Source organism: Streptomyces sp. NPDC101165, from assembly GCF_044768135.1.
Classification (GTDB): domain Bacteria; phylum Actinomycetota; class Actinomycetes; order Streptomycetales; family Streptomycetaceae; genus Streptomyces.
Map to the genome: position 1 here is coordinate 1 of NZ_JBIWPG010000022.1, position 23,426 is coordinate 23,426.

Genomic DNA, 23,426 nt, shown 5'->3' on the forward strand with positions numbered 1-23,426 from the left:
GTTACATTCCGAACCCGGAAGCTAAGCCTCACAGCGCCGATGGTACTGCAGGGGGGACCCTGTGGGAGAGTAGGACACCGCCGAACAAATTTTGAGAAAACCCCCGCATCTTCGGATGCGGGGGTTTTCTGCGTTCAGGGTCTATTTCCCCCGAAGGGGCGGGCAGCGGCAGATCAGAGCCGGCCTGCCGCCTTCAGAGCGAGATATGCATCAGCCAATGCCGGCGCCAGATCGTCCGGTGTCGCGTCCACGACCGTCACTCCATGACGACGGAGTTGTTCCGTCGTGCGCTGACGTTCGCTCTGCGCCTGCGCGGCCGCGGCAGCTTCATACACGGCCTCGGCGTCGCCCCGGGCCTGGGCCATCTGCGCGATGTGCGGATCGGCCACCGAAGCGACGAGGACCGTGTGGCGCTGGGTGAGCTGTGGGAGCACGGGCAGCAGACCCTGCTCCACCGGTGCGGCGTCGAGCGTCGTGAGCAGCACGATCAGGGAGCGTCGAGGAGCCGTACGAAGAGCAGTCGCCGTGAGGCCGCGGGCGTCGGTTTCGACGAGTTCCGGTTCCAGCGTTGCCATCGCGTTGACCAGGGACGGCAGGACATCGCCGGCGGAGCGGCCCTGGACCAGGGCGCGGACCCGGCGGTCATAGGCCAGCAGGTCCACGCGGTCACCGGCGCGGGAGGCGAGCGCTGCGAGAAGCAGGGCCGCGTCCAGGGAGGCGTCCAGGCGGGGGATGTCGCCCATGCGGCCGGCCGAGGTGCGGCCCGTGTCGAGGACCAGGAGGATGTGGCGGTCGCGTTCGGGGCGCCAGGTACGGACGGCCACTGTGGACTGTCGGGCGGTGGCGCGCCAGTCGATCGAGCGGGTGTCGTCGCCGGGGACGTACTCGCGCAAGCTGTCGAACTCGGTGCCCTCACCGCGGGTCAGGACGCTGGTGCGGCCGTCGAGTTCACGCAATCGGGCCAGCTTCGACGGCAGGTGCTTGCGGCTGGTGAAGGGGGGCAGGACTCGTACCGTCCACGGAACCTTGTGGGTGCCCTGGCGGGAGAAGAGACCGAGGGGGCCGTAGGAGCGGATCGTCACGCGGTCGGCCTGGCGATCGCCGCGACGGGTGGGGCGCAGTCGGGTCGTCACCCGTCGGCGTTCGCCGGCCGGGACGGTGACGCGGTGGCGCGAGCTCTCGACCTCGGTGCCGGGCTGCCAGCTGCTGGGCGGCCATGCGTCCCGCAGGCGGGCCCGCAGAAGGCGGCCGGTGGGATTCGTGATCGTGAGGGTGACGTCGGCGGTTTCGTTGAGGCGTGCGGAGGTGTCGCCGGAGCGGGACAGGACGAGCCGTCGTACGGGTGCCGCGAGTGCGAAGTCGCAGGCGCAGGCCAGGACCAGGGGGGCGTTGACCGCGAGGACGCCCGTCCAACCGGGTTCCAGGATGCCGACGGGGATCGAGCCGAGGGCCGCGAGAAGAGCGGCGCGTCCGGTGAGCGCCATCAGCGGGGGACCGGGACGTGGGCGAGGATGGCGTTGATGACGGAGTCGGCGGTCACGCCTTCCATCTCGGCTTCGGGGCGCAGCTGGACGCGGTGGCGCAGGGTGGGCAGGGCGAGGGCCTTCACATCGTCGGGGATGACGTAGTCGCGGCCGGTCAGCCAGGCCCAGGCCCGTGAGGTGGCGAGCAGTGCGGTGGCGCCGCGCGGGGAGACGCCGAGGGTGAGGGACGGCGACTCGCGGGTGGCGCGGCAGATGTCCACCACGTAGGCCGTGATCTCGGGGGAGACGGTCGTCTTGGCGACGGCGGCGCGGGCCGCGTCGAGATCGGCCCGACCGGCGACCGGGCGGACGCCGGCGGCGCGCAGGTCGCGCGGGTTGAAGCCCGAGGCGTGGCGGGTGAGGACGTCGATCTCGTCCTGGCGGGAGGGCAGAGGGATCGTCAGCTTGAGGAGGAAGCGGTCCAGTTGGGCCTCGGGGAGGGGGTAGGTGCCCTCGTACTCGACCGGGTTCTGGGTGGCGGCCACCAGGAACGGATCGGGCAGCAGGCGCGGGGTGCCGTCGACCGTGACCTGGCGTTCCTCCATGGCTTCCAGCAGGGAGGACTGGGTCTTCGGCGGGGTGCGGTTGATCTCGTCCGCCAGCAGGAGGTTGGTGAAGACCGGGCCGGGCTGGAAGGAGAACTCGGCGGTGCGGGTGTCGTAGACGAGGGAGCCGGTGACGTCGCTCGGCATCAGGTCGGGGGTGAACTGGACACGCTTGGTGTCGAGTTCGAGCGCGGACGCGAGTGCGCGGACGAGCAACGTTTTGGCGACTCCGGGGACTCCTTCGAGGAGAACGTGTCCGCGGCAGAGAAGGGCGACGACGAGGCCGGTCACGGCGGGGTCCTGGCCGACCACGGCTTTGGCGATCTCGGCGCGCAGGGCTTCCAGGGAGTCCCGGGCGGCAGCCGAGTCCCCGGTGTTCCCGGCGTTGTCAGTGGTCGGGTCCATCATGGACGGCGTACCTCTCTTTCGAGGGCGTCGAGTTGGTCGGTGAGTGCGATGAGGGCTGCGTCGTCGCCGGGCGGCGGTCCGAAGAGCAGTGAGTGCAGGGCCTGTCCGTCGCCGTTGAGGTGGGCGGACAGGGCGGGGAGCAGAGCTTCGGGCGCGTGCGCCTGGGTGACCGGGACGCCGACGAGGGGGGCGAGGCGCGTGCGGGTGGTGGAGCGAAGAGCGGCGGCCGCGCGGTCGCGGGCGTTGGCCTTGCGGTAGAGGCGGGCGCGGCCTTCGACGGTTTCGGAGGCGCGGATCGCGACGGGGAGTTTCTCGGGCACGAGGGGGCCGAACCGGCGTGCCCGCCAGAAGGCGGCGAGGGCTGCGGCGATGAACAGCTGCAGGGTGCCCCAGAGCCAGCCCGAGGGGAGCAGGTCGAAGAAGCTCTTCTGTTCCCCGGTGCCGGCGGCGGAGGCGTCGGAGAGCGAGGGAAGGTACCAGACCAGATGGGGGCGGGAGCCGAGGAGTTGGAGGGCCAGCGAGGCGTTGCCCTGTTCGTCGAGGCGCTTGTTGAAGAAGATGTCGGGCGCGCCGAGCACGACGGTGTCGCCGTCCCCGGAGGCCGCCGGAAGGCGGAGCAGGGTGGCGAGGCGCTCGCTGGGGTAGCAGGAGTCGGCGTCGAGGTGCGTGGTGGTGTAGCGGATGCCGCCGGTGTCGGCGGTGCCCGCGCGCCGGGCTTCGGGCAAGTTGCAGTCGGGGGCGAGCGTCGAGTCGAAGCTGGTGGCGGGGTCCGCGGTGACCCCGGGGGCGAGTCGCTCGACGGACGAGCTGCCGGCGGCGACGAGGACGGTGCGCCCACCGGAGTCCGCCACGGCCGAGTGCAGCCTGGTCTGTTGACCGGGCGTCAGAAGGTCGGGCACGGCCACGAGAAGCGTGGTGTCCGGGCCGGCGGCGGCGCGTGCCGCGCCGAGCGAGGTGACCACGCGTGTGGAGACGCCCCGGTCGGCGAGGAGTTCGGCGACGGCGCGGCTGCCGTAGGGGTCGGCGGAGCGCGGGTCGAGTTCGCCGTGCCGGGTCTGAGAGCGTACGGCGGCCATCGCGACGGCAGCGATCAGGATCAGCACGACGGCGAGGGCGATGCCTCGCCCGCGAGTCCAGATCTGGCGGGCGGTGGGCGACGCCGAGGTGGTCGACAGTGTGGCCTCGGCGGTCATTCGGCGGCCCCCTGGCTGGTGTTGTGGGCCGTGCCGGTGGAGCTGTGGGCGAGGACCGGCCGGGTGCGTTCCAGGTCGCGGTCGAGTTCGGTGATCCGCTGGTACGACTGCTCGCTCGCTCTGCGCCCGCCGTATGTGACGTCGTCGAAGTCCCGGGCCGCGGAGCGCAGTCGGTCCGTGTGCGCGGGGAGGGTGCGGCCGGCCTCGGCGGCGGCTTCGTCGGCGGTGCGGCCCGGCCGGGTGTCGAGCAGGGTTCGCTCCTCCAGGGAGCGGACGATGGCCCGCATGCGTTCCTGGACGGCCTGGTTCCAGTGGCCCTGGGCGGCGTGTGCCTCGCCGGCCGCGCGGTGCTCGGCGGCGCTGCGGGGGCGCTCGTCGAACAGGGCTGCGGTGGAGACCGGTTGGCGGTGCGGTGTGCCCAGGCGCCACCACAGGGCGGCCAGCACGGCGACGACGAACAGGACGACGACGAGTAGGCCGAGCGTGCCGCCGGGTGTCGCGGCGGCGGCTGTGCTGAAGAGCTTGTCCAGCCAGTCCCAGAAGGCGTTCAGGGCATGCTGGAGCAGGCTGGGGTCGTTCTCGTGGTACATCCGCTTGGACAGCTCACGGCGTGCCGCCTCCCGGGCGGGATCGCGCGGGATGGTCACGGGCGGCTCGTCGCCCGAGCCGCCGGCCGCCAGGATCCTGGTGTGTGCCGCGCCCAGCAGGCCTCGTACGGCCGATCCGGCGGCGCCCGGCAGGGCCGGGGCCGCCGTGAGAACTCCCCCCGTCAGGCTCACCGCATCAGCTCCCCGGGACGGGGCCGGGAGTGCTCGTGCCGTAGTTCTGGACGCCGGCGGCGCGGGCCAGTTCGAGGTCGAGGGCCTCGCGGCGGATGCGCTGGTCGATGTACAGGAGCACGGTGACGCCCGCGTTGATCGGGAGCGTGATCATGGTGCCGATCACCGAACCGATGCCGCTGATGAGCAGGAAGCTCCAGCCGGGGCTCTGGGCGTCGGGGGCGAAGAGGCCCACCATCCCGTGGCCGCTGACGGCAGCCGCCATGAGGGTGAAGGGGATCACGACGAGCGACGAGACGATGTTGGCGATGAGCCCGGCGAGCAGCTGGATGCCGAGGACGCGCCACCAGGAGCCGCGGACCAGCTTCGCGGAGCGGCTCATCGACTTCACGATGCTCTGCCGCTCCAGCATCAGCGCGGGCGAGGCCAGGGAGAAGCGGACCGTCAGCCACACCGCGACGAGGGCGGCGGCGAGGATGCCCAGAACGATGACCGCGATGCCGGCTGCCTCGTTTCCGCCGGCGACGGCGACGAGGATGCCGGGCAGTGCGCCGCAGAGCAGCACACCGAAGGTGATGAGGCCCAGCAGGAGGAGGAGGCCGAACAGCTTCGGCACCTGCGGGCGGGCGTCCCGCCAGGCCTCGCCGGTGCTGACCGGCTTGCCGAGGACGGCGCGGCTGGTGACCGTCGTGAGCAGGGCGGTCGCGACGATGGTGCCGACGATGGTGATCACGGCCACGAGACCGGTGCCGGCCATCAGCGCGCTCACGGCCTGGAGTATCTCGCTCGGCGTGGCGTTGCGGTCGTTGAGGGCGCTGGTGGTCCCGCCGTCGTTCAGCAGGAAGCCCTGGAGGAGGATCACGCTCATCTGGGTGAGGACCGAGACGGTGAGCGAGATGCCGAGGACTGTGCGCCAGTAGGTGCGCATGGTGGAGACGGCACCGTCGAGGATCTCGCCGACGCCGAGCGGGCGCAGCGGGATCACGCCGGGCTTGGCGGCGGGCGGGGGACCGCCCCAACCACCGCCCCAGGCTCCGTAGCCGGGGGTGCCGTAGCCGCCAGGAGGGCCGTAGCCGCCGGGAGGGCCGTAGCCGCCGGGAGGGCCGCTGTACGAGCCGCCTCCGTGCCCGCCGGGCTGTCCGCCGCCGTACCCGCCGCCCCAGCCCGGACCGGGCGGTGGCGGCGGCGGGGCCTGGCCGGGGCTCGGGGGACCCGTGGGCGCGGACCACTGGCCGGGTGGCGGCTGTTCCTTGGACCACTTCGGGCCTGGCCCCTGCGGGTCCGTGCCAGGCTGCGCGGCCGGCTCGGCGGGGCCGCCGGGACGGTCGGTGGGCTCGGCGGGGCCGGACGCGCCGGGCTCCCGCCCGTCGGGCGACGGGGCGGATCCGGGCGAGGCCCAGCCCGGAGTGTCTGTCATCGATGCTCCTCTACGGTGCCCGTCCGCGGTCGCGACGGCAGGTTGGCAGACATCGTGCCATGGGGTGGTCATCGCGTGACCGGCCGCGGTAGGGGCTGGACGCCTTCAATTGTCTGCCGGATACGGGGCAGACTGACCGCATGGCTGATCAGTACGCGCAAACCGGCGAGGACAAGCGGCCGACCGAGATCCCTGTGCTCCGATGGGAGGAACCACCTGAAGGCCCTGTACTGGTCCTTCTCGACCAGACGAGGCTGCCCGGCGAAGAGGTCGAGCTGGTGTGCACGGACGCACCCGCGCTGGTGGAGGCGATTCGTTCGCTCGCCGTGCGCGGGGCGCCGCTGCTCGGGATCGCGGGGGCGTACGGCGTCGCGCTCGCCGCCGCGCGGGGCTTCGACGTGGAGGAGGCCGCGCGGGCCCTGGAGGGTGCCCGGCCGACCGCGGTGAACCTCTCCGTCGGGGTGCACAGAGCCGAGTCCGCCTACCGCGCGGCGCTCGCGAGCACCGGCGACACCGCGGCGGCAGCGACGGCGGCGCTGACCGCCGCGCGGACGCTGCACCGGGAGGACGCCGAGGCCAGTGCCCGGATGGCCGCCCACGGCCTGGCGCTGCTGGACGAGCTGCTGCCGGGCGGCGGGCAGCGGATCCTGACCCACTGCAACAGCGGATCGCTGGTGTCGGGCGGAGAAGGCACGGCGTTCGCGGTGGCTCTCGCTGCGCACCGTGCGGGGCAGCTGCGGCGGCTGTGGGTGGACGAAACGCGTCCGCTGCTGCAAGGCGCTCGTCTGACGGCGTACGAGGCGGCTCGCCACGGCATGGCGTACACCTTGCTCACCGACAACGCGGCCGGTTCGCTGTTCGCGGCGGGCGAGGTGGATGCGGTGCTCATAGGGGCGGACCGGATCGCGGCCGACGGTTCCGTGGCGAACAAGGTCGGGAGCTATCCGCTCGCGGTGCTCGCGCGGTACCACCATGTGCCGTTCATCGTGGTGGCGCCGGTGACGACGGTCGACCCGCAGACGCCGGACGGGGCGTCCATAGAGGTCGAGCAGCGCCCCGGTTTCGAGGTCACCGAGGTCACGGCACCCCAGGTTCCGGTGGCGGGAGCAGGAGGCGGGATTCCGGTGGCACCCCTGGGGACCCAGGCGTACAACCCGGCGTTCGACGTGACGCCGCCCGAGCTGGTGACGGCGATCGTCACCGAGGAGGGGGCCGTGTCTCCTGTGACGGCCGAGGCACTTGCGGAGCTGTGTGCCAGGTAATGATCAACCAGTGGGACGATGTCGCGTCGTTCAACGGCAACGGCCCCTCGACCTGCGGTGATCCGCAGACAAAGGGGCCGTGACATCCAACGGATCAAGCACTCACTGCGCCCGTTCATGGGGCTTCCGCTTCCACCAGTGCATCCCAACCCCCACAATTGATCCGGACAGCCCCGGGGCGTGCCGGAGCGCTTGCGTCCCCATCGGTCCTCGTGCCCGGTTCACCCCTTTCAGTGATCATGGGGTGGTTTATGCCGCACATCGCCGTAGGGCCGGGCTCGGCGGTGGGTGCTCTGGGTAGCTGACATCCGTTGCCGAAGGCATTGTCGGCGGACGAGGGCAGACAGTGACGGGCTCCTACGACTATCGTCACGAGGCCGTGACCTCCCTCACCAGGGCACCTGTCGCTGTTATGAGAATGGGATGATGTCGTTTATGAAGGGACGAGTCCTTGTCGTCGACGACGACACCGCACTGGCCGAGATGCTCGGCATCGTGCTGCGTGGTGAAGGTTTTGAGCCGTCTTTCGTAGCCGACGGCGACAAGGCGCTGGCCGCTTTCCGTGAGTCCAAGCCCGACCTGGTGCTGCTCGACCTGATGCTGCCCGGCCGGGACGGTATCGAGGTGTGCCGCCTGATCAGGGCGGAGTCCGGGGTGCCGATCGTGATGCTCACGGCCAAGAGCGACACCGTCGACGTCGTCGTGGGCCTGGAGTCGGGCGCCGACGACTACATCGTGAAGCCGTTCAAGCCGAAGGAGCTGGTGGCCCGGATCCGGGCGCGGCTCAGGAGGTCGGAGGAGCCGGCGCCGGAGCAGCTCACCATCGGTGACCTCGTCATCGACGTGGCCGGGCACTCGGTGAAGCGGGAGGGGCAGTCGATCGCGCTGACCCCGCTGGAGTTCGACCTGCTGGTCGCGCTGGCCCGCAAGCCGTGGCAGGTGTTCACGCGTGAGGTGCTGCTCGAGCAGGTGTGGGGCTACCGCCACGCCGCTGACACGCGGCTCGTCAACGTGCACGTCCAGCGGCTGCGCTCCAAAGTCGAGAAGGACCCGGAGCGGCCGGAGATCGTGGTGACCGTCCGTGGTGTCGGTTACAAGGCCGGACCGAGCTGACATGTCCGGGGACAGGACCGCTTCGGCTCCCGGCCGGCCCGGGGCCCGTCCGGGGCGGCCTGTCGGCCGGAAGACGGCGGGTTCGGGCTGGGGACGCTTCTTCGAGGGCGGGCTGCTCCAGGGCGGGGTCCAGGGCAGCCCCGTCGTCCGGCTGTTCATGCGCTGGGTGCGCCGTCCGCTGCTGCCCGTCATGCGGCTGTGGCGGCGCAACATCCAGCTGCGGGTCGTCGCCACGACACTGCTGATGTCGCTGGGCGTCGTCCTGCTGCTGGGCTTCGTCGTGATCGGGCAGGTGCGCAACGGCCTGCTGGACGCGAAGGTGAAGGCGTCGCAGAGCCAGGCCACCGGCGGGTTCGCGGTGGCCAAGCAGAAGGCCGACGAGGCCGGCAGCGGCACGGGCACGGGTACCGGCAACGGTGACGGCACCGAGACGGCCGACGGACGGCAGTCGCAGAACGTCATCCCGTGGATGAGCGATCTCGTGGAGTCGCTCTCCAGCGGCGGTGCCGGTGCCTTCGACGTCGTGACGCTCCCTGTGGGTGACGACAGCGGCGGCGGGCGCAGCCCGCGCGGCTCCGGAAACGTCGACCCTTCCTCCAGCGTGCCCGCCGATCTGCGCGACCGGATCAACAGCAGTACGACGGCTGCCCAGAGCTACACCCGGATCGTCTACTTCAACGGCAAGGAGTCCCAGCCGGCGCTGGTCATCGGCAAGCAGGTCAACGACCCCAACGGCCACCCCTACGAGCTGTACTACCTCTTCCCGCTCACGCAGGAGGAGAAGTCGCTCAGTCTGGTCAAGGGCACGCTGGCCACCGCCGGGCTCTTCGTCGTCGTACTCCTGGGCGCCATCGCCTGGCTGGTGGTGCGGCAGGTCGTCACTCCGGTGCGGATGGCTGCCGGGATCGCCGAGCGGCTGTCCGCCGGGCGGCTGCAGGAGCGGATGAAGGTCACCGGCGAGGACGACATCGCCCGCCTGGGCGAGGCCTTCAACAAGATGGCGCAGAACCTCCAGCTGAAGATCCAGCAGCTGGAGGACCTGTCGCGGATGCAGCGGCGGTTCGTCTCCGACGTGTCGCACGAGCTGCGTACGCCGCTGACGACCGTACGGATGGCCGCCGACGTCATCCACGAGGCCCGCGAGGACTTCGATCCGGTCACCGCGCGGTCGGCCGAGCTGCTCGCCGACCAGCTGGACCGGTTCGAGTCGCTGCTCGCGGACCTGCTGGAGATCAGCCGCTTCGACGCCGGTGCCGCGGCGCTGGAGGCCGAGCCGATAGACCTCAGGGAGGTCGTGCGGCGGGTCGTCGGCGGCGCCGAGCCGCTCGCCGAGCGCAAGGGCACACACATACGCGTCGTCGGTGACCAGCAGCCCGTCGTCGCCGAGGCCGACGCCCGGCGGCTGGAGCGCGTACTGCGCAACCTCGTCGTCAACGCCGTCGAGCACGGCGAGGGCAAGGACGTCATCGTCAAGCTGGCCTCCGCGGGCGGCGCGGTCGCCATCGCGGTGCGCGACTACGGCGTCGGACTCAAGCCCGGCGAGGCGACCCGCGTCTTCAGCCGCTTCTGGCGTGCCGACCCGGCACGCGCGCGTACCACCGGCGGCACCGGCCTCGGGCTGTCGATCGCCCTGGAGGACGCCCGGCTGCACGGCGGCTGGCTGCAGGCCTGGGGCGAGCCGGGCGGCGGCTCGCAGTTCCGGCTGACGCTGCCGCGGACCGCGGACGAAACGCTGCGCGGCTCTCCGATACCGCTGGAACCCAAGGACTCGCGGCGCAACCGCGGGCTCGACGACGCCGGCCTGCCCCGCGGGGGCGAGGAGAAGCGGGCGACCGTTCCGGTGCAGCCGGGTGGCGGCCAGGTGCCGCCACTGCCCGCGCGCGCCCCGATCGCCCCGCGTCTGGCCTCCGTCACCCCGGCCGCCGACCCGACCGCGCTGCCGGGCAACGGCAACGGCGCGCGCGTGGTTCCCCGGCCCGCCGGGGGCGGACGGCGCCCCGACGACAGGCCCGCGGCCGGTCCCGCATCCGACACACACGCGGGCCGTCCGGATCCGGCCGGGCCCAAGGACTCGACCGAGCCAGGGGAGGCATTTCGTGGGCGCTGACCGCGAGGGGGGCGTCCGGCGCAGGCCGGGACGCGCGGTGGCCTACGCGGCCTGTGGGGCCGTTCTGCTGGCCGGGTGTGCCTCGATGCCCGACAGCGGGGACCTGCGGGACGTCGAGTCCACGCCACGGCAGGACACCGGGGTGCGCGTGTTCGCCGTGCCGCCCGCCGAGGACGCCGAGCCCGGCGAGATCATGCAGGGCTTCCTGGAGGCCCTGACCAGCGACGATCCGCAGTACGACACCGCCCGCAAGTACCTGACCGCCGATGCCGCGCGCACCTGGCGGCCCGAGCGGTCGGCCACCGTCCTCGCGAACGGACCGAGCGCCGTGCCCGGCCAGCAGCATCCCGGCGGCCGGGATGCGACCGACAGCGGCAGCCTCACCTACGTCCTGACGGGCAGCATGGTCGCCACGGTCGACGCGCAGCAGGCGTACGCGCCCGCCGCCGGGCCCTACAGCAAGAAGGTGCACCTCACCAAGGACGCCAAGAGCGGCCAGTGGCGCATCGACGCGCTGCCCCAGGGCGTCGTGATGGGCAAGTCGGACTTCCAGCGCAACTACACGTCCGTCAACAAGTACTACTTCGCCTCCACCACGACGGTCGGGGCGACCGGGCAGCCGGTGGCGGTCGCCGACCCGGTGTTCGTCCGCAGCAAGGTGGACCCGATGACCCAGATGGTGCGGTCGCTGCTGAGCGGGCCGACCAGGTGGCTCGAGCCGGTGGTCAGGTCCAGCTTCCCGACCGATACGGCCCTGCAGGAGGGTGTGTCGGGGCTGACGCCGGACGACCAGAACAGGCTGACGGTGCCGCTGAACTCCAAGGTCGCCCACGCCGGGAACGCCAAGTGCACGGAGATGGCGACCCAGTTGCTGTTCACGCTGCGGAACCTGACGCCGACGCTGGAGTCGGTCGAGCTGCAGGGGCCCGGCGGGCACCCGCTGTGCGACCTCACCGAGCAGCGCGCCGAGTCCGCCGCCTGGCACGCCTCGGCCCAGAGCCCCGAGTACCTGTACTTCCTCGACGGCAAGCACCGGCTGGTGCGACTGCTCACCGGAAGCGCGGGGACCAGTGCCGTTCCGGTGCCGGGCCCGCTCGGGGAGGGCGAGAAGCAGCTGCAGTCGGTGGCCGTCTCGCGGGACGAGCACACCGTGGCCGGGATCGGCGCCGACGGGAAGGCGCTGTACGTGACCTCGCTGGCGGCGGGCGGTGCGCTCGGGGAAGCGGTGGTCAGCAGCCAGGGGGCGACCGCGACCGACCGGCTGACCACGCCGAGTTGGGACGCACGCGGCGACCTGTGGGTGGCCGACCGCGACCCGCGCCATCCGAAGCTCTACGTCCTCGAGCAGGGCGTCGGCAAGCCGGTGGAGGTCACCATCCCGGACCTGCCCGGACGCATCCGCGACGTGCGCGTGGCCGCCGACGGCGTGCGGGTCGCGCTGGTCGTGGAGAAGGACGACAAGCAGCAGTCCCTGCTCATCGGCCGGATCGAGCGCGACGACAAGTCGGGGGCCCGTCCTTCGGTCGTCGAACTGCGCTCCGCCGCCCCCGATCTGGAGCAGGTCACGACCATGTCCTGGGCCGGGGACAGCCGGCTGGTCGTGGTCGGCCTGGAGCAGGGGGGCGTGCATCAGATGCGGTACGTCCAGGTCGACGGCTCCACCCTGGACGGTCCGGCGCCCGCGGCCCTGTCGGGTGTGAAGGCGATCGCCGCGTCCGAGGACGAACGGGTGCCGCTGGTGGCCTACTCGGAGGACGGGATCGTTCGACTGCCGTCCGGGGCGCAGTGGCAGAAGGTGGACAAGGACGGGACCGCGCCGGTCTATCCGGGCTGAGAACCCTGTCGCACGGGGACGTCTGCCTCGCGTGGACGTCCGTCCTGCGCAGACGCCCGTTCGGCAGGCATGTCCATATGGCCCGCACCCGCGTGGGTGATGGTCGGTGGCCGTTGTTCCGGGCTGTCCACAGGGCGTTTTCCCCAGGGGTGGCAGGTCGTCCCGGGCGTTGGCACAGTGGTGGACATGCGGGGGTGGTGGCGGGACCTCACCGACCTGGTGCTGCCGGCCGACTGCGCGGGCTGCGGGGCACCTCGTACGGAGCTGTGCCCGCGGTGCCGCACCGCACTGGGCGGAGCAGTGCCGCGCCGGGTGCGGCCGTTGCCGGAGCCGCCCGGGCTGCCGGTGGTGCACGCGGCGGCTCCCTACGCGGGGGAGGTCCGGGCTCTCCTCCTCGCCCACAAGGAGCGCGGTGCGCTGGCGCTCGCGGGGGCCTTGGGCGCGGCCCTGGCGGGGGCCGTGCGGACGGGTCTCGGGCCGGCTGGGCCCGGTGGCGTGCCCACGAGGCGGCCGGGGTCCGGGAGCGTGCTGCTCGTCCCCGTGCCCTCCGCCCGGTGGGCCGTGCGGGCTCGTGGGCACGATCCGGTACGACGGATGGCGCTCGCGGCGGCCGGTGAGCTGCGGCGCACCGGGACACAGGCCCGGGTGGCCGCCGTGCTGCGGCAGCGGCGGGCGGTGGCGGACCAGACGGAGCTCGACGCCCGGCAGCGCCTGGAGAACCTCGCCGGTGCGCTGGAGGTGACGGCGGGCGGGGAGCGGCTGCTCACCGGGAGCCGTGTCGTGCTCGTCGACGACCTGATGACGACGGGAGCGAGCCTTGCGGAGGCGGCGCGGGCCGTGCGGGAGGCGGTCGTATCACGCCGCAATGGGGGAACGGCTGTGTACGGGGCCGGAACTCGGGAAGGAAGGTGGGAACGACGGATCGGAGCACGGCCGGACAGGGAGAACTGGGTGCATGGTGCACCGGAAATAGTGGCGCCGAACGTCATCGGAGAGGCGCTCCGCGCAGCCGTGGTCGCCGCTCCGAGGGATTCCTTTGAAATAAACAGGAACTGAGCACCTACCTGCATCGTTGCAGGTAGCGAGAGGGTCAATTCACCTGAACGGAGGTACGCCGCGGTAGAGGGTGACGACATCCGTCCGGGCGAGATATGTTCGGTTGTGAGGAAAGGCGCAGGCCACACCTCCCATATCCGAATGCTGTGCTGCGGGTTTTCCGCAATCACCCGCAGCGCTGGGGTGGAGATCTTGCCCATGGGGGAGGAGGAGGTGAAGTCACCGAGTCCGAGGTTCCGGGGCTCACCGGAACCTGGTGCAAAAGGGAGATGCTCCGCCGATGGAGCGGAGCGATCCGGGAACGGAGTTCTGCGTGGACATCGTCGTCAAGGGCCGCAAGACCGAGGTGCCCGAGCGGTTCCGCAAGCACGTGGCCGAGAAGCTGAACCTGGAGAAGATCCAGAAGCTCGATGGCAAGGTGATCAGCCTCGACGTCGAGGTGTCCAAGGAGCCCAACCCCCGTCAGGCCGACCGGTGTGACCGAGTGGAGATCACGCTCAGGTCCCGCGGTCCGGTGATCCGGGCGGAGGCAGCGGCCAGCGATCCGTACGCGGCACTCGACCTGGCGGCGGAGAAGCTGGACGCCCGGCTGCGCAAGCAGCACGACAAGCGATTCTCGCGCCGCGGCGCCCGCCGGATCTCGGCGGCGGAAGTTCCCGACCACGTCCCGGGCGTGGCGACGCTCAATGGCAACGGCCTCCCCGTCCACGAGGACGAGTCGGACGGAGTGCCGACCAGGAAGATCGGCTCGCTGGAGGTCAAGGGCGAAGGTCCCCTGATCGTCCGCGAGAAGACGCACGTCGCCTCCCCGATGAGCCTCGACCAGGCCCTCTATGAGATGGAACTGGTCGGCCACGACTTCTACTTGTTCGTCGACTCCGAGACCAAGGAACCGAGTGTCGTCTACCGGCGGCACGCCTACGACTACGGCGTCATCCACCTCAGCACCGAAGCGATGGTCGCTGAGGCGCCCCCGGCGGCAGGGGGCACGCTGGGTGGCTGACCCACCCGGCCGAAGCTGAGCCGGTGCCCCTGGACGCGCTCGTGCGCCCCCAGGGGCACCCGTGTGCGACCACTTCGCGCCCCGCTCGTCACCTCGGCGCCGTCCGGGCATGAAATCATGACCGCACCGGCCCAACCGGTGGGCCGCAGCCTTGGGTTGGCGATGGCACAGGACCACAGGTCACAGCCTTCAGGGGGAGGAACGATGGCGGACACCTTCGGACCGATGCGAAGCGATGACGCGGGCGATGTCATCGGCATGGGCCCGGACACGGGCTCTTCACGCCAGGAGCCGATCAGAGTCCTGGTCGTGGACGACCATGCGCTCTTCCGCCGTGGCCTGGAGATCGTGCTCGCGGCCGAGGAGGACATCCAGGTCGTCGGCGAGGCGGGAGACGGCGCCGAGGCCGTCGACAAGGCCGCGGACCTGCTGCCCGACATCGTGCTGATGGACGTGCGGATGCCCAAGCGCGGCGGGATCGAGGCCTGCACCTCCATCAAGGAGGTCGCCCCCAGCGCGAAGATCATCATGCTGACGATCAGCGACGAGGAGGCCGACCTCTACGACGCGATCAAGGCGGGCGCGACCGGATACCTCCTCAAGGAGATCTCCACGGACGAGGTGGCGACCGCCATTCGTGCGGTGGCCGACGGGCAGTCGCAGATCAGCCCGTCCATGGCGTCCAAGCTCCTCACCGAGTTCAAGTCGATGATCCAGCGCACCGACGAACGCCGGCTGGTGCCCGCGCCGCGGCTGACCGACCGCGAGCTGGAGGTCCTCAAGCTCGTCGCCACCGGGATGAACAACCGGGACATCGCCAAGGAGCTGTTCATCTCCGAGAACACCGTGAAGAACCACGTCCGCAACATCCTGGAGAAGCTGCAGCTGCACTCCAGGATGGAAGCGGTGGTCTACGCGATGCGGGAGAAGATCCTCGAGATCCGGTAGCTCCTAGCCGAGAAGGCCGGCGAGTTCCCTGGTGAGGGGCTCGCGGAGCTCGGGTGCGTCCACCCGTTCCACCCGGACGTCCGTGCAGTTCACCCAGGTCGCCGCCTCGATGAGGGCCTGTGCCACCGCCGGGACCGCCTTCGGGCCGTCGAGGGTGACCTGCCTGGCCACCAGGGTGCTGCCCTCGCGGGCCGGATCGACACGCCCGACCAGCAGGCCGCCCGCCAGCACCGGCATCGCGAAGTAGCCGTAGACCCGCTTCGGCTTGGGGACGTAGGCCTCCAGACGGTGGGTGAAGCCGAAGATCCGCTCCGTGCGCGCCCGCTCCCAGATCAGCGAGTCGAACGGGGACAGCAGCGTGGTGCGGTGACGGCCGCGCGGCGGTGTGGCGAGGGCCGCCGGGTCCGCCCAGGCAGGCTTGCCCCAGCCCTCCACCTCGACCGGCACCAGACCCGAGTCGGCGATCACCGCGTCGACCTGCTCGCCCTTGAGGCGGTGGTAGTCCGCGATGTCCGCGCGCGTGCCGACGCCCAGGGACTCGCCGGCCAGCCGGACAAGGCGGCGCACGCACTCGGTGTCGTCCAGCTCGTCGTGCAGCAGTGCGTCCGGGATCGCGCGCTCGGCGAGGTCGTACACCCGCTTCCAGCCGCGGCGCTCGACGCACACCACCTCGCCGTACATCAGCGCGCGCTCCACGGCGACCTTGGTGCCCGACCAGTCCCACCAGTCGTTGGTCTTCTTGGCGCCGCCCAATTCCGTGGCCGTCAGCGGGCCTTCCGCGCGCAGCTGCTTGATGACCTGGTCGTAGGCGCCGTCGGGCAGCTGGTGGTTCCAGTGCGGGCGGCCGCGGTAGGCGCGGCGGCGGAAGGCGAAGTGCGGCCACTCCTCGACCGGGAGGATGCACGCCGCGTGCGACCAGTACTCGAAGGCATGCGTGTCCGTCCAGTAGGCCGACTCGACGGTCTTGCGGCCGACCGCGCCGAGGCGGGCGTACGGGATCAGCTCGTGGGAGCGGGCGAGGACCGAGATCGTGTCGAGCTGGACCGCGCCGAGGTGGCGGAGCACCCCACGGACACCGGCCCGCCGGTCGGGCGCACCGAGGAAGCCCTGGGCCCGAAGGGCCATCCGGCGGGCGTCGTCCGCGGTGAGGGTGGTGGTGGGGCGCGGCAGGGTCGTCATGCCTCGGACGATAGAGGGCGGCACTGACAGTGGGGGATGACCTGCGGTTTCACCCCCTTGGGGTCAGGTCCGGGCGGGCAGGTACGGCGCCGTCGACGGCAGGCCCAGGTCCGACGGGAGCAGGGAGCCGAGCCAGCAGTCCCGGCGTACCCCCTTGTTGTTGACGCCCGAGCGCAGGGTGCCCTCGATGGTGAAACCGGCGCGCTCAGCCACCGCGCGCGAGGGAACGTTTCCGACCTCCGCGCGCCATTCCAGGCGGTCGACGGAGAGTGCGAGGAAGGCCCAGCGGGCGGCGGCGAGGGTGGCCTCCGTGATGTAGCCGCGGCCGCGGTGCTCCTTCACGGCCCAGAATCCGACCTCGCCGACACCCAGGGCGCGCATGGTGATCCCGAGCATCCCCGTCAGTTCCCCTTCGGGGAGGAACACGCCGAACGTGTACATCGAGTCGTTCGCCCAGCCGTCGGGCACCAGCTGCCCGATGAAGCTCTCGGCGTGCTCGCGCAGATAGGGCGACGGGAACTGGGAGATCCAGCGCTGCAGGTCGGGGTCCTGGGCGGCCGCGTACACCGCCTCGGTGTCGTCAGGGCCGACGGTGCGCAGCACGAGACGGTCGGTGGGGAGGGTGACGGGTTCCATCGGCCGATTCTGCGCGGGCGGCACGCGCCGCGCCAGCCCTTTTCGCCGTGTGTGAGCGGGTGATCACATTTCGCGCAATTCCTTGGCGCGGGGCGGCACTATCCGCAGGGCCCGCCCGTTGTCCAGGGTGAAGCAGCCGTCGGGCCGCCGGGCCTCCCGGCGCAGCCAGGTCCTCGCATACCATGGCCGTTGCTCAGTACGTCAAAAGGAAAACCGACCGTCCCAGGCCCGACCGGCAAGGAGACCAGCCCCCGTGTCCGTCCTCTCGAAGATCATGCGTGCAGGCGAAGGCAAGATCCTGCGCAAGCTGCACCGCATCGCGGACCAGGTCAACTCCATCGAAGAGGACTTCGTCGACCTCTCCGACGCCGAGCTGCGTGCCCTCACCGAGGAGTACAAGCAGCGCTACGCCGATGGTGAGAGCCTGGACGACCTGCTCCCCGAGGCGTTCGCCACCGTCCGCGAGGCCGCCAAGCGCGTCCTCGGCCAGCGGCACTACGACGTGCAGATGATGGGTGGCGCCGCCCTCCACCTCGGCTACGTGGCCGAGATGAAGACCGGCGAGGGCAAGACCCTCGTCGGTACGCTGCCCGCGTATCTGAACGCCCTCTCCGGCGACGGCGTCCACCTGATCACGGTCAACGACTACCTGGCCGAGCGCGACTCCGAGATGATGGGCCGCGTTCACCGGTTCCTCGGTCTGACCGTGGGCTGCATCCTCGCCAACATGACGCCGGCCCAGCGCCGCGAGCAGTACGAGTGCGACATCACGTACGGCACGAACAACGAGTTCGGCTTCGACTACCTCCGCGACAACATGGCGTGGTCCAAGGACGAGCTCGTCCAGCGCGGCCACAACTTCGCCATCGTCGACGAGGTCGACTCCATCCTGGTCGACGAGGCCCGTACGCCGCTGATCATCTCCGGCCCGGCCGACCAGGCCACCAAGTGGTACGGCGACTTCGCCAAGCTCGTCACGCGCCTGAAGAAGGGCGAGGCGGGCAACCCGCTCAAGGGCCTGGAGGAGACCGGCGACTACGACGTCGACGAGAAGAAGCGCACGGTCGCCATCCACGAGAGCGGCGTCTCCAAGGTCGAGGACTGGCTGGGCATCGACAACCTCTACGAGTCGGTGAACACCCCGCTCGTGGGGTACCTGAACAACGCCATCAAGGCCAAGGAACTCTTCAAGAAGGACAAGGACTACGTCGTCATCGACGGCGAAGTCATGATCGTCGACGAGCACACCGGCCGTATCCTCGCCGGCCGCCGCTACAACGAGGGCATGCACCAGGCGATCGAGGCGAAGGAAGCGGTGGACATCAAGGACGAGAACCAGACGCTCGCCACGATCACCCTGCAGAACTTCTTCCGCCTCTACGGCAAGCTCTCCGGCATGACCGGTACGGCCATGACCGAGGCCGCCGAGTTCCACCAGATCTACAAGCTCGGCGTGGTCCCGATCCCGACGAACAAGCCGATGATCCGCAAGGACCAGTCGGACCTGATCTACCGCACCGAGGTGGCCAAGTTCGAGGCGGTCGTCGACGACATCGCCGAGAAGCACGAGAAGGGCCAGCCGATCCTCGTCGGCACGACGTCCGTCGAGAAGTCGGAGTACCTCTCCCAGCAGCTCAGCAAGCGCGGCGTGCAGCACGAGGTGCTGAACGCCAAGCACCACGAGCGCGAGGCCTCGATCGTCGCCCAGGCCGGCCGCAGGGGCGCCGTGACGGTGGCCACCAACATGGCCGGCCGTGGTACGGACATCAAGCTCGGCGGCAACCCCGAGGACCTCGCCGAGGCGGAGCTGCGCCAGCGCGGCCTCGACCCCGAGGAGCACATCGAGGAGTGGGCGCACGCCCTGCCCGCCGCCCTGGAGAAGGCCGAGCAGGCGGTCAAGGCCGAGAAGGACGAGGTCGAGGAGCTCGGCGGCCTCTACGTGCTCGGTACCGAGCGGCACGAGTCGCGGCGTATCGACAACCAGCTGCGCGGTCGTTCCGGCCGTCAGGGCGACCCGGGCGAGTCCCGCTTCTACCTGTCGCTGGGCGACGACCTGATGCGCCTGTTCAAGGCCCAGATGGTCGAGCGCGTGATGGCGATGGCGAACGTGCCGGACGACGTGCCGATCGAGAACAAGATGGTCACGCGCGCGATCGCGTCCGCGCAGTCGCAGGTCGAGCAGCAGAACTTCGAGACGCGTAAGAACGTCCTGAAGTACGACGAGGTGCTCAACCGGCAGCGCGAGGTCATCTACGGCGAGCGCCGTCGCGTCCTGGAGGGCGAGGACCTGCACGAGCAGGTGCAGCACTTCACGGACGACACGATCGACGCGTACGTCGGCGCGGAGACCGCCGAGGGCTTCCCGGAGGACTGGGATCTGGACCGGCTGTGGGGTGCCTTCAAGCAGCTCTACCCGGTGAAGGTCACCATCGACGAGCTGGAGGAGGCGGCCGGTGACCGGGCCGGTCTGACCGCCGAGTTCATCTCCGAGTCCATCAAGGACGACATCCGCGAGCAGTACGAGGCGCGTGAGGGTCAGCTCGGCTCCGAGATCATGCGTGAGCTGGAGCGGCGGGTCGTGCTGTCGGTCCTCGACCGCAAGTGGCGCGAGCACCTCTACGAGATGGACTACCTCCAGGAGGGCATCGGCCTGCGCGCGATGGCCCAGAAGGACCCGCTGATCGAGTACCAGCGCGAGGGCTTCGACATGTTCACCGCGATGATGGAGGGCATCAAGGAGGAGTCCGTCGGCTACCTGTTCAACCTGGAGGTCCAGGTCGAGCAGCAGGTCGAGGAGGTCCCGGTCGAGGAGGCCCAGCCGGTGGCCGAGGGCGTCCAGGACACGGTGCCGGCGCAGGCGGGTGCGCGTCCGGAGATCCGGGCCAAGGGGCTCGATGTTCCGCAGCGTCGTGACCTGCACTTCTCCGCGCCCACCGTGGACGGTGAGGGCGGCATCCTGGAGCGCGACCTCGAGGACGACGAGCCGGTGCGGTCCGAGTCGGACGGGCTGACGCGTGCGGAGCGCCGTCGGCAGGCGAAGGGCGGTCGGCGCCGCAAGAAGTGAGCTGCGGTGCGTTAGCCGTTGAACGAGGGCCGGGTCTCCTGTCGGGGACTCGGCCCTTGGCTTGTCGTGCGGCTGTCCGTAGCTGTGCAGGGGCCTGTCAGGGCTCGTCCGTGTGGGGGCGGCCGGGGATGCCGAGTTCCACCGCTGTGCAGCGCCAGCGGTGGTCCGGGCCCTGTTCGAGGCGGAAGGCCATCGCGCGGCGCTGGTCGCCGGCGGCGATGCGGGCGAAGACCTCGAGGGCGCCGGCGCGGGGCACGTAGTAGCCGATGTCGTCCACGACCGCGCGGCTGCCGTGGGTGCGCAGGGGGCCGCGTTCGGCGAGGCGGGCGAGGTCGTCGTAGGCGCGGCCCGCGGTGTGCCGGAGCATCCAGTGGACGGGGCGCTGACCGCTCAGGACGGCCAGCAGACGGTCGGCGAAGAGGTCGGTGGGGCGTGGCTGCGCCACGGCCGTCCCCGGCGTCGTACGGGCCCTGCCGCGGGCGGGGTTGCGGGGTGGTGCGGTGCCGGGTCGGCGGGAGTCGTGGCGGGTCGGCGGGCGGTGGCGCGGGCGAGGCTGGGGCTTGCGGCTCATGACCTTGTTCATCGGAGTCCCCGTTCGGTCGGCCCGGTTGATACCGGGCGGTAACTCGCTGGTGGGGATCTTGTACGGGGGTGGGGGCGGCCGTCGCAAGGAAGGTGGGGCGGGTGGCGAGGAGGCGGATTTGTTCACCTATCCGGGTGGTGCGGGGGCCAGGAAATCCCGTGGTTGAGCGGCGGAACCGGGTGAGGTGCGGGGCGCCGGGTGGACGCGGCCGGGGGTGTGGGCGGGGACTCGAAAGGGGACGGGCGCACGTATCCTGAAGGCCCGTCGGTGACCAGGAAAGAGCGGCCAGCCATGCGCGTCTACGTCCCCCTGACCCTCCCCGGTCTCGCCGAGGCGCACAAGACGGGTGAGCTGGGGACCGGCCCGTTCGTCGCGTACGCCGTCACGCCCGCGCTGCGTGAGTGGTACCTCTCCGACGACATCGAGGAGCTGGAGTACGCCGCACTCAGCCGCGCCGCGCTGGCTTCGCTGCGGCTGCTGGCGGCCGATCCGGGTGCCGTACGGCGCCGGGTCGTGGTCGCCGTCGACGTGTCCGACGGCGCCGCCACGGCCGACCCGGACCGCGGGCTCGATCCGGCCGCGCTCGGCGAGGTGACGGTGGCCGGCACGGTGGCGCTCGCGAAGGCGGCGGCGGTGCATGTCGACGCCGACGACGCCGAGGAGGATGTGGCCGCGGCCGCGGAGGCGCTGGCGGCGGCCGACGGCGGGGACGACGACGCGCAGTTCGTCGTGGACGGGGCCGACGATCATGAGCTGCTGTGGTTCGCCACGCAGGAGATTCCCAACCTGGTGGGCGGCGTCTGAGCGGGCCTCGCGCCGCCTGCCCGCCTTGATTGTCAGTGGGGGCGGGTACGGTTTTCGGCATGGGGATGCACGGAAGCGCGCACATTGTCTGGGACTGGAACGGAACCCTGTTCCACGACAATGACGCGATCATCGGGGCGACGAACGCGGCCTTCGCCGAGCTGGGGCTGGCGCCGATCACGCTGGAGGAGTACCGGACGCTGTACTGCGTGCCGGTGCCGAAGTTCTACGAGCGGTTGCTCGGACGGCTGCCCACGGATGCCGAGTGGGAGCAGATGGACGGGGTCTTCCATCGGTACTACACGGAGCACCGGGTCCGCTGCGGGCTGACCGCTGGGGCGGCCGAGCTGCTCGCGGGGTGGCGGTCGGCGGGGCACAGCCAGTCGCTGCTGAGCATGTACGGGCACGAGGAGCTTGTGCCGCTCGTACGGGGCTTCGGGATCGAGCCGCACTTCATACGGGTCGACGGGCGTACGGGACCGTCCGGTGGCAGCAAGGCCGAGCACATGGTGCGGCACCTCGAGGCGCTGTCCGGGGCGGTTGAGATTGCGCGGACCGTGGTGATCGGTGACGCCGCTGACGATGCGGTTGCCGCGCGCCATGTGGGGGCCGGGGCCGTGCTGTACACCGGGGGGTCGCACAGCCGGGCCAGTCTGGAGGAGGTCGGGGTGCCGGTCGTGGACACGTTGGCCGAGGCGGTGGCGGAGGCGCAGCGGCTGGCGGCGTGAGCGTCGTCCGATGCGGCGCTCGGTGCTGCGGCTGGGCAGGGGTGGGCAGGGGTGGGCCCGCTCACCGGCGCCGGACGGGTGCCGTTGCGCCCACCCTCTCCCCAGCGCTCAGTTGACCGGCGCCTTGGCCCTCAGCACCTTCAGGAACTCTCGCATCCACGCCGGATGGTCCGGCCAGGCGCGGGAGGAGACCAGGGTGCCGTCGACCACCGCTTCGCTGTCCTCGAAGTGGGCTCCGGCGGTCTGCATGTCCAGTTCGAGGGCCGGGTACGCCGTGACGCGGCGGCCGCGGAGGGTGTCGATCGCGGCGGTGAGCAGGGGGCCGTGGCAGATCTGGGCGACGGGCTTGTCCGCGTCGAAGAATGCCTTGAGGATCTTGCGCAGCTCGGGGTCGTTGCGCAGGTACTCGGGGGCCCGGCCGCCGGGGATGACGATCGCCGCGTACTGACCGGGGTCCACCTCGGAGAAGGCGAGGTCGGCGGGCCAGGTGTAGCCGGGCTTCTCGGTATAGGTGTCGTAGCCGGGCTCGAAGTCGTGGACGACGAAGCGGAGCGTCTTGCGGGTGGGGGCCGCGATGTCGACGTCGTAGCCTTCCTCGCGCAGCCGCTGGTAGGGGTAGAGGACTTCCAGGGACTCCGCTGCGTCGCCGGTGATGATGAGGATCTTCGCGGGCATGTCGGCTCCTCCGGGGCGGCACTGTCCCCTCCACGGGGGACGGGCACTGTTGCAGGCAACGTGCCTTCCCAGGGCGTGCTTGCCAAGAGGGCCCGTCGCTTTCAGGGTGCGTCCCGCGGCGTTCCGGCGCGACCGGATACGTCACCCACCACCGCTCCGCCCCTGTGCAGAACGTCAAACTTCGGCCCCCTGTTTTGTACACATACGGCTCATGACGGGGCCCGGGTAATGAGCGATAGCCTTGTGGCGTGATCAGCGCGATATCTCGCGGGGGCGATCCTGCTCCTGCCCTGCGCCCGGGTTGCACGGAACACATCCGTGACCGGGCGGCGGTCGCTGGTCCTCGCGGGCGGGACGGGGGCGCCGATGCCCCCAGGACGCCGATGACGGCCCGGGAAGCGGCGGTGCCGAGAGCAGCGTCACATCTGACGGGCGCGCCAACAATGGCCGAATACCCCCCGCTCATCTCACCTCGCGGCATAGCGTCGGATCGGTCCGGAGACCCCGGGCCGTGGCGTCGAGCCGGAGGGGAAGAAACCGTTTTTCTTTCTACGTCACGCAACGGCGCG

At 71.0% G+C, this 23,426-nt stretch carries 19 protein-coding genes and 1 rRNA gene; 11 read left to right on the forward strand and 9 right to left on the reverse strand.

Annotated elements, in window-relative coordinates; all coding sequences use genetic code 11:
* Positions 1-86, forward strand: a 5S ribosomal RNA gene (gene rrf, locus ACIRVH_RS36425); the annotation flags it as partial.
* Positions 87-173: 87 nt separating this feature from the next.
* Here the strand turns inward: rrf and ACIRVH_RS36430 are convergent.
* Genes ACIRVH_RS36430 through ACIRVH_RS36450 form a run of 5 tightly spaced genes read right to left on the reverse strand, consistent with a single transcriptional unit; the run spans position 174 to position 5,865 of the window.
* Entirely contained in the window at positions 174-1,484 is a 1,311-nt protein-coding gene (locus tag ACIRVH_RS36430; protein WP_403962710.1) for a DUF58 domain-containing protein, read from the reverse strand.
* On the reverse strand, positions 1,484-2,473 hold the full coding sequence (locus ACIRVH_RS36435) for an AAA family ATPase (protein ID WP_403963069.1): 990 nt from the start codon (positions 2,471-2,473) through the stop codon (positions 1,484-1,486). The genes ACIRVH_RS36430 and ACIRVH_RS36435 overlap by 1 nt, the downstream gene beginning before the upstream one ends.
* Positions 2,473-3,669 carry a DUF4350 domain-containing protein gene (locus ACIRVH_RS36440; protein WP_403962713.1) on the reverse strand — a complete coding sequence of 399 codons (1,197 nt, stop codon included), beginning with the start codon at positions 3,667-3,669 and terminating at the stop codon, positions 2,473-2,475. The genes ACIRVH_RS36435 and ACIRVH_RS36440 overlap by 1 nt, the downstream gene beginning before the upstream one ends.
* On the reverse strand, positions 3,666-4,448 hold the full coding sequence (locus ACIRVH_RS36445) for a DUF4129 domain-containing protein (protein WP_403962716.1): 783 nt from the start codon (positions 4,446-4,448) through the stop codon (positions 3,666-3,668). Before ACIRVH_RS36445 ends, ACIRVH_RS36440 begins: the two co-directional genes overlap by 4 nt.
* Positions 4,449-4,452: 4 nt before the next feature.
* A complete protein-coding gene (locus tag ACIRVH_RS36450) occupies positions 4,453-5,865 on the reverse strand; it encodes a glycerophosphoryl diester phosphodiesterase membrane domain-containing protein (RefSeq protein ID WP_403962718.1) in 1,413 nt (470 codons plus the stop codon).
* 140 nt (positions 5,866-6,005) lie between these two features.
* On the opposite strand from ACIRVH_RS36450, the gene mtnA reads away from it, so the two are divergent.
* The 7 genes from mtnA (at position 6,006) to ACIRVH_RS36485 (ending at position 15,188) form a co-directional block, all read left to right on the forward strand.
* On the forward strand, positions 6,006-7,127 hold the full coding sequence (gene mtnA, locus ACIRVH_RS36455) for an S-methyl-5-thioribose-1-phosphate isomerase (RefSeq protein WP_403962720.1): 1,122 nt from the start codon (positions 6,006-6,008) through the stop codon (positions 7,125-7,127).
* 423 nt (positions 7,128-7,550) lie between these two features.
* The gene (mtrA, locus tag ACIRVH_RS36460; protein WP_199210776.1) at positions 7,551-8,240 is read left to right on the forward strand and encodes a two-component system response regulator MtrA; all 690 of its coding nucleotides are present in this window, start codon (positions 7,551-7,553) and stop codon (positions 8,238-8,240) included.
* 1 nt (position 8,241) lies between these two features.
* Positions 8,242-10,347 (forward strand): MtrAB system histidine kinase MtrB, encoded by a 2,106-nt coding sequence (mtrB, locus tag ACIRVH_RS36465; RefSeq protein ID WP_403962723.1) that lies wholly within the window; start codon positions 8,242-8,244, stop codon positions 10,345-10,347.
* Positions 10,337-12,181, forward strand: coding sequence for an LpqB family beta-propeller domain-containing protein (locus ACIRVH_RS36470; RefSeq protein WP_403962726.1), 1,845 nt, complete (start codon positions 10,337-10,339; stop codon positions 12,179-12,181). The genes mtrB and ACIRVH_RS36470 overlap by 11 nt, the downstream gene beginning before the upstream one ends.
* A 186-nt stretch (positions 12,182-12,367) precedes the next feature.
* Positions 12,368-13,237 carry a ComF family protein gene (locus ACIRVH_RS36475; RefSeq protein ID WP_403962729.1) on the forward strand — a complete coding sequence of 290 codons (870 nt, stop codon included), beginning with the start codon at positions 12,368-12,370 and terminating at the stop codon, positions 13,235-13,237.
* Positions 13,238-13,550: 313 nt separating this feature from the next.
* Positions 13,551-14,240, forward strand: coding sequence for a ribosome hibernation-promoting factor, HPF/YfiA family (hpf, locus tag ACIRVH_RS36480; protein WP_393466868.1), 690 nt, complete (start codon positions 13,551-13,553; stop codon positions 14,238-14,240).
* A 204-nt stretch (positions 14,241-14,444) separates the two neighbouring features.
* The gene (locus ACIRVH_RS36485) at positions 14,445-15,188 is read left to right on the forward strand and encodes a response regulator (protein WP_403962732.1); all 744 of its coding nucleotides are present in this window, start codon (positions 14,445-14,447) and stop codon (positions 15,186-15,188) included.
* A 3-nt stretch (positions 15,189-15,191) separates the two neighbouring features.
* On the opposite strand, the gene ACIRVH_RS36490 is transcribed toward ACIRVH_RS36485, so the two are convergent.
* Entirely contained in the window at positions 15,192-16,367 is a 1,176-nt protein-coding gene (locus ACIRVH_RS36490; protein ID WP_403962735.1) for a winged helix-turn-helix domain-containing protein, read from the reverse strand.
* 63 nt (positions 16,368-16,430) lie between these two features.
* Entirely contained in the window at positions 16,431-17,003 is a 573-nt protein-coding gene (locus ACIRVH_RS36495) for a GNAT family N-acetyltransferase (RefSeq protein WP_403962738.1), read from the reverse strand.
* Between the two features lie 253 nt (positions 17,004-17,256).
* On the opposite strand from ACIRVH_RS36495, the gene secA reads away from it, so the two are divergent.
* Positions 17,257-20,067, forward strand: coding sequence for a preprotein translocase subunit SecA (gene secA, locus ACIRVH_RS36500; protein ID WP_403962741.1), 2,811 nt, complete (start codon positions 17,257-17,259; stop codon positions 20,065-20,067).
* A gap of 97 nt (positions 20,068-20,164) precedes the next feature.
* Here the strand turns inward: secA and ACIRVH_RS36505 are convergent, their stop codons facing one another.
* On the reverse strand, positions 20,165-20,638 hold the full coding sequence (locus ACIRVH_RS36505) for an Rv3235 family protein (protein ID WP_403962745.1): 474 nt from the start codon (positions 20,636-20,638) through the stop codon (positions 20,165-20,167).
* 303 nt (positions 20,639-20,941) lie between these two features.
* On the opposite strand from ACIRVH_RS36505, the gene ACIRVH_RS36510 reads away from it, so the two are divergent.
* Both ACIRVH_RS36510 and ACIRVH_RS36515 read left to right on the forward strand, forming a co-directional pair.
* A complete protein-coding gene (locus ACIRVH_RS36510) occupies positions 20,942-21,454 on the forward strand; it encodes a DUF6912 family protein (protein ID WP_403962748.1) in 513 nt (170 codons plus the stop codon).
* Positions 21,455-21,513: 59 nt separating this feature from the next.
* Entirely contained in the window at positions 21,514-22,182 is a 669-nt protein-coding gene (locus ACIRVH_RS36515; RefSeq protein ID WP_403962751.1) for an HAD family hydrolase, read from the forward strand.
* A gap of 108 nt (positions 22,183-22,290) precedes the next feature.
* On the opposite strand, the gene ACIRVH_RS36520 is transcribed toward ACIRVH_RS36515, so the two are convergent.
* Complete coding sequence (locus tag ACIRVH_RS36520) at positions 22,291-22,857, reverse strand: DJ-1/PfpI family protein (RefSeq protein ID WP_393463717.1); 567 nt, start codon at positions 22,855-22,857, stop codon at positions 22,291-22,293.
* Positions 22,858-23,426 lie beyond the last annotated feature (569 nt).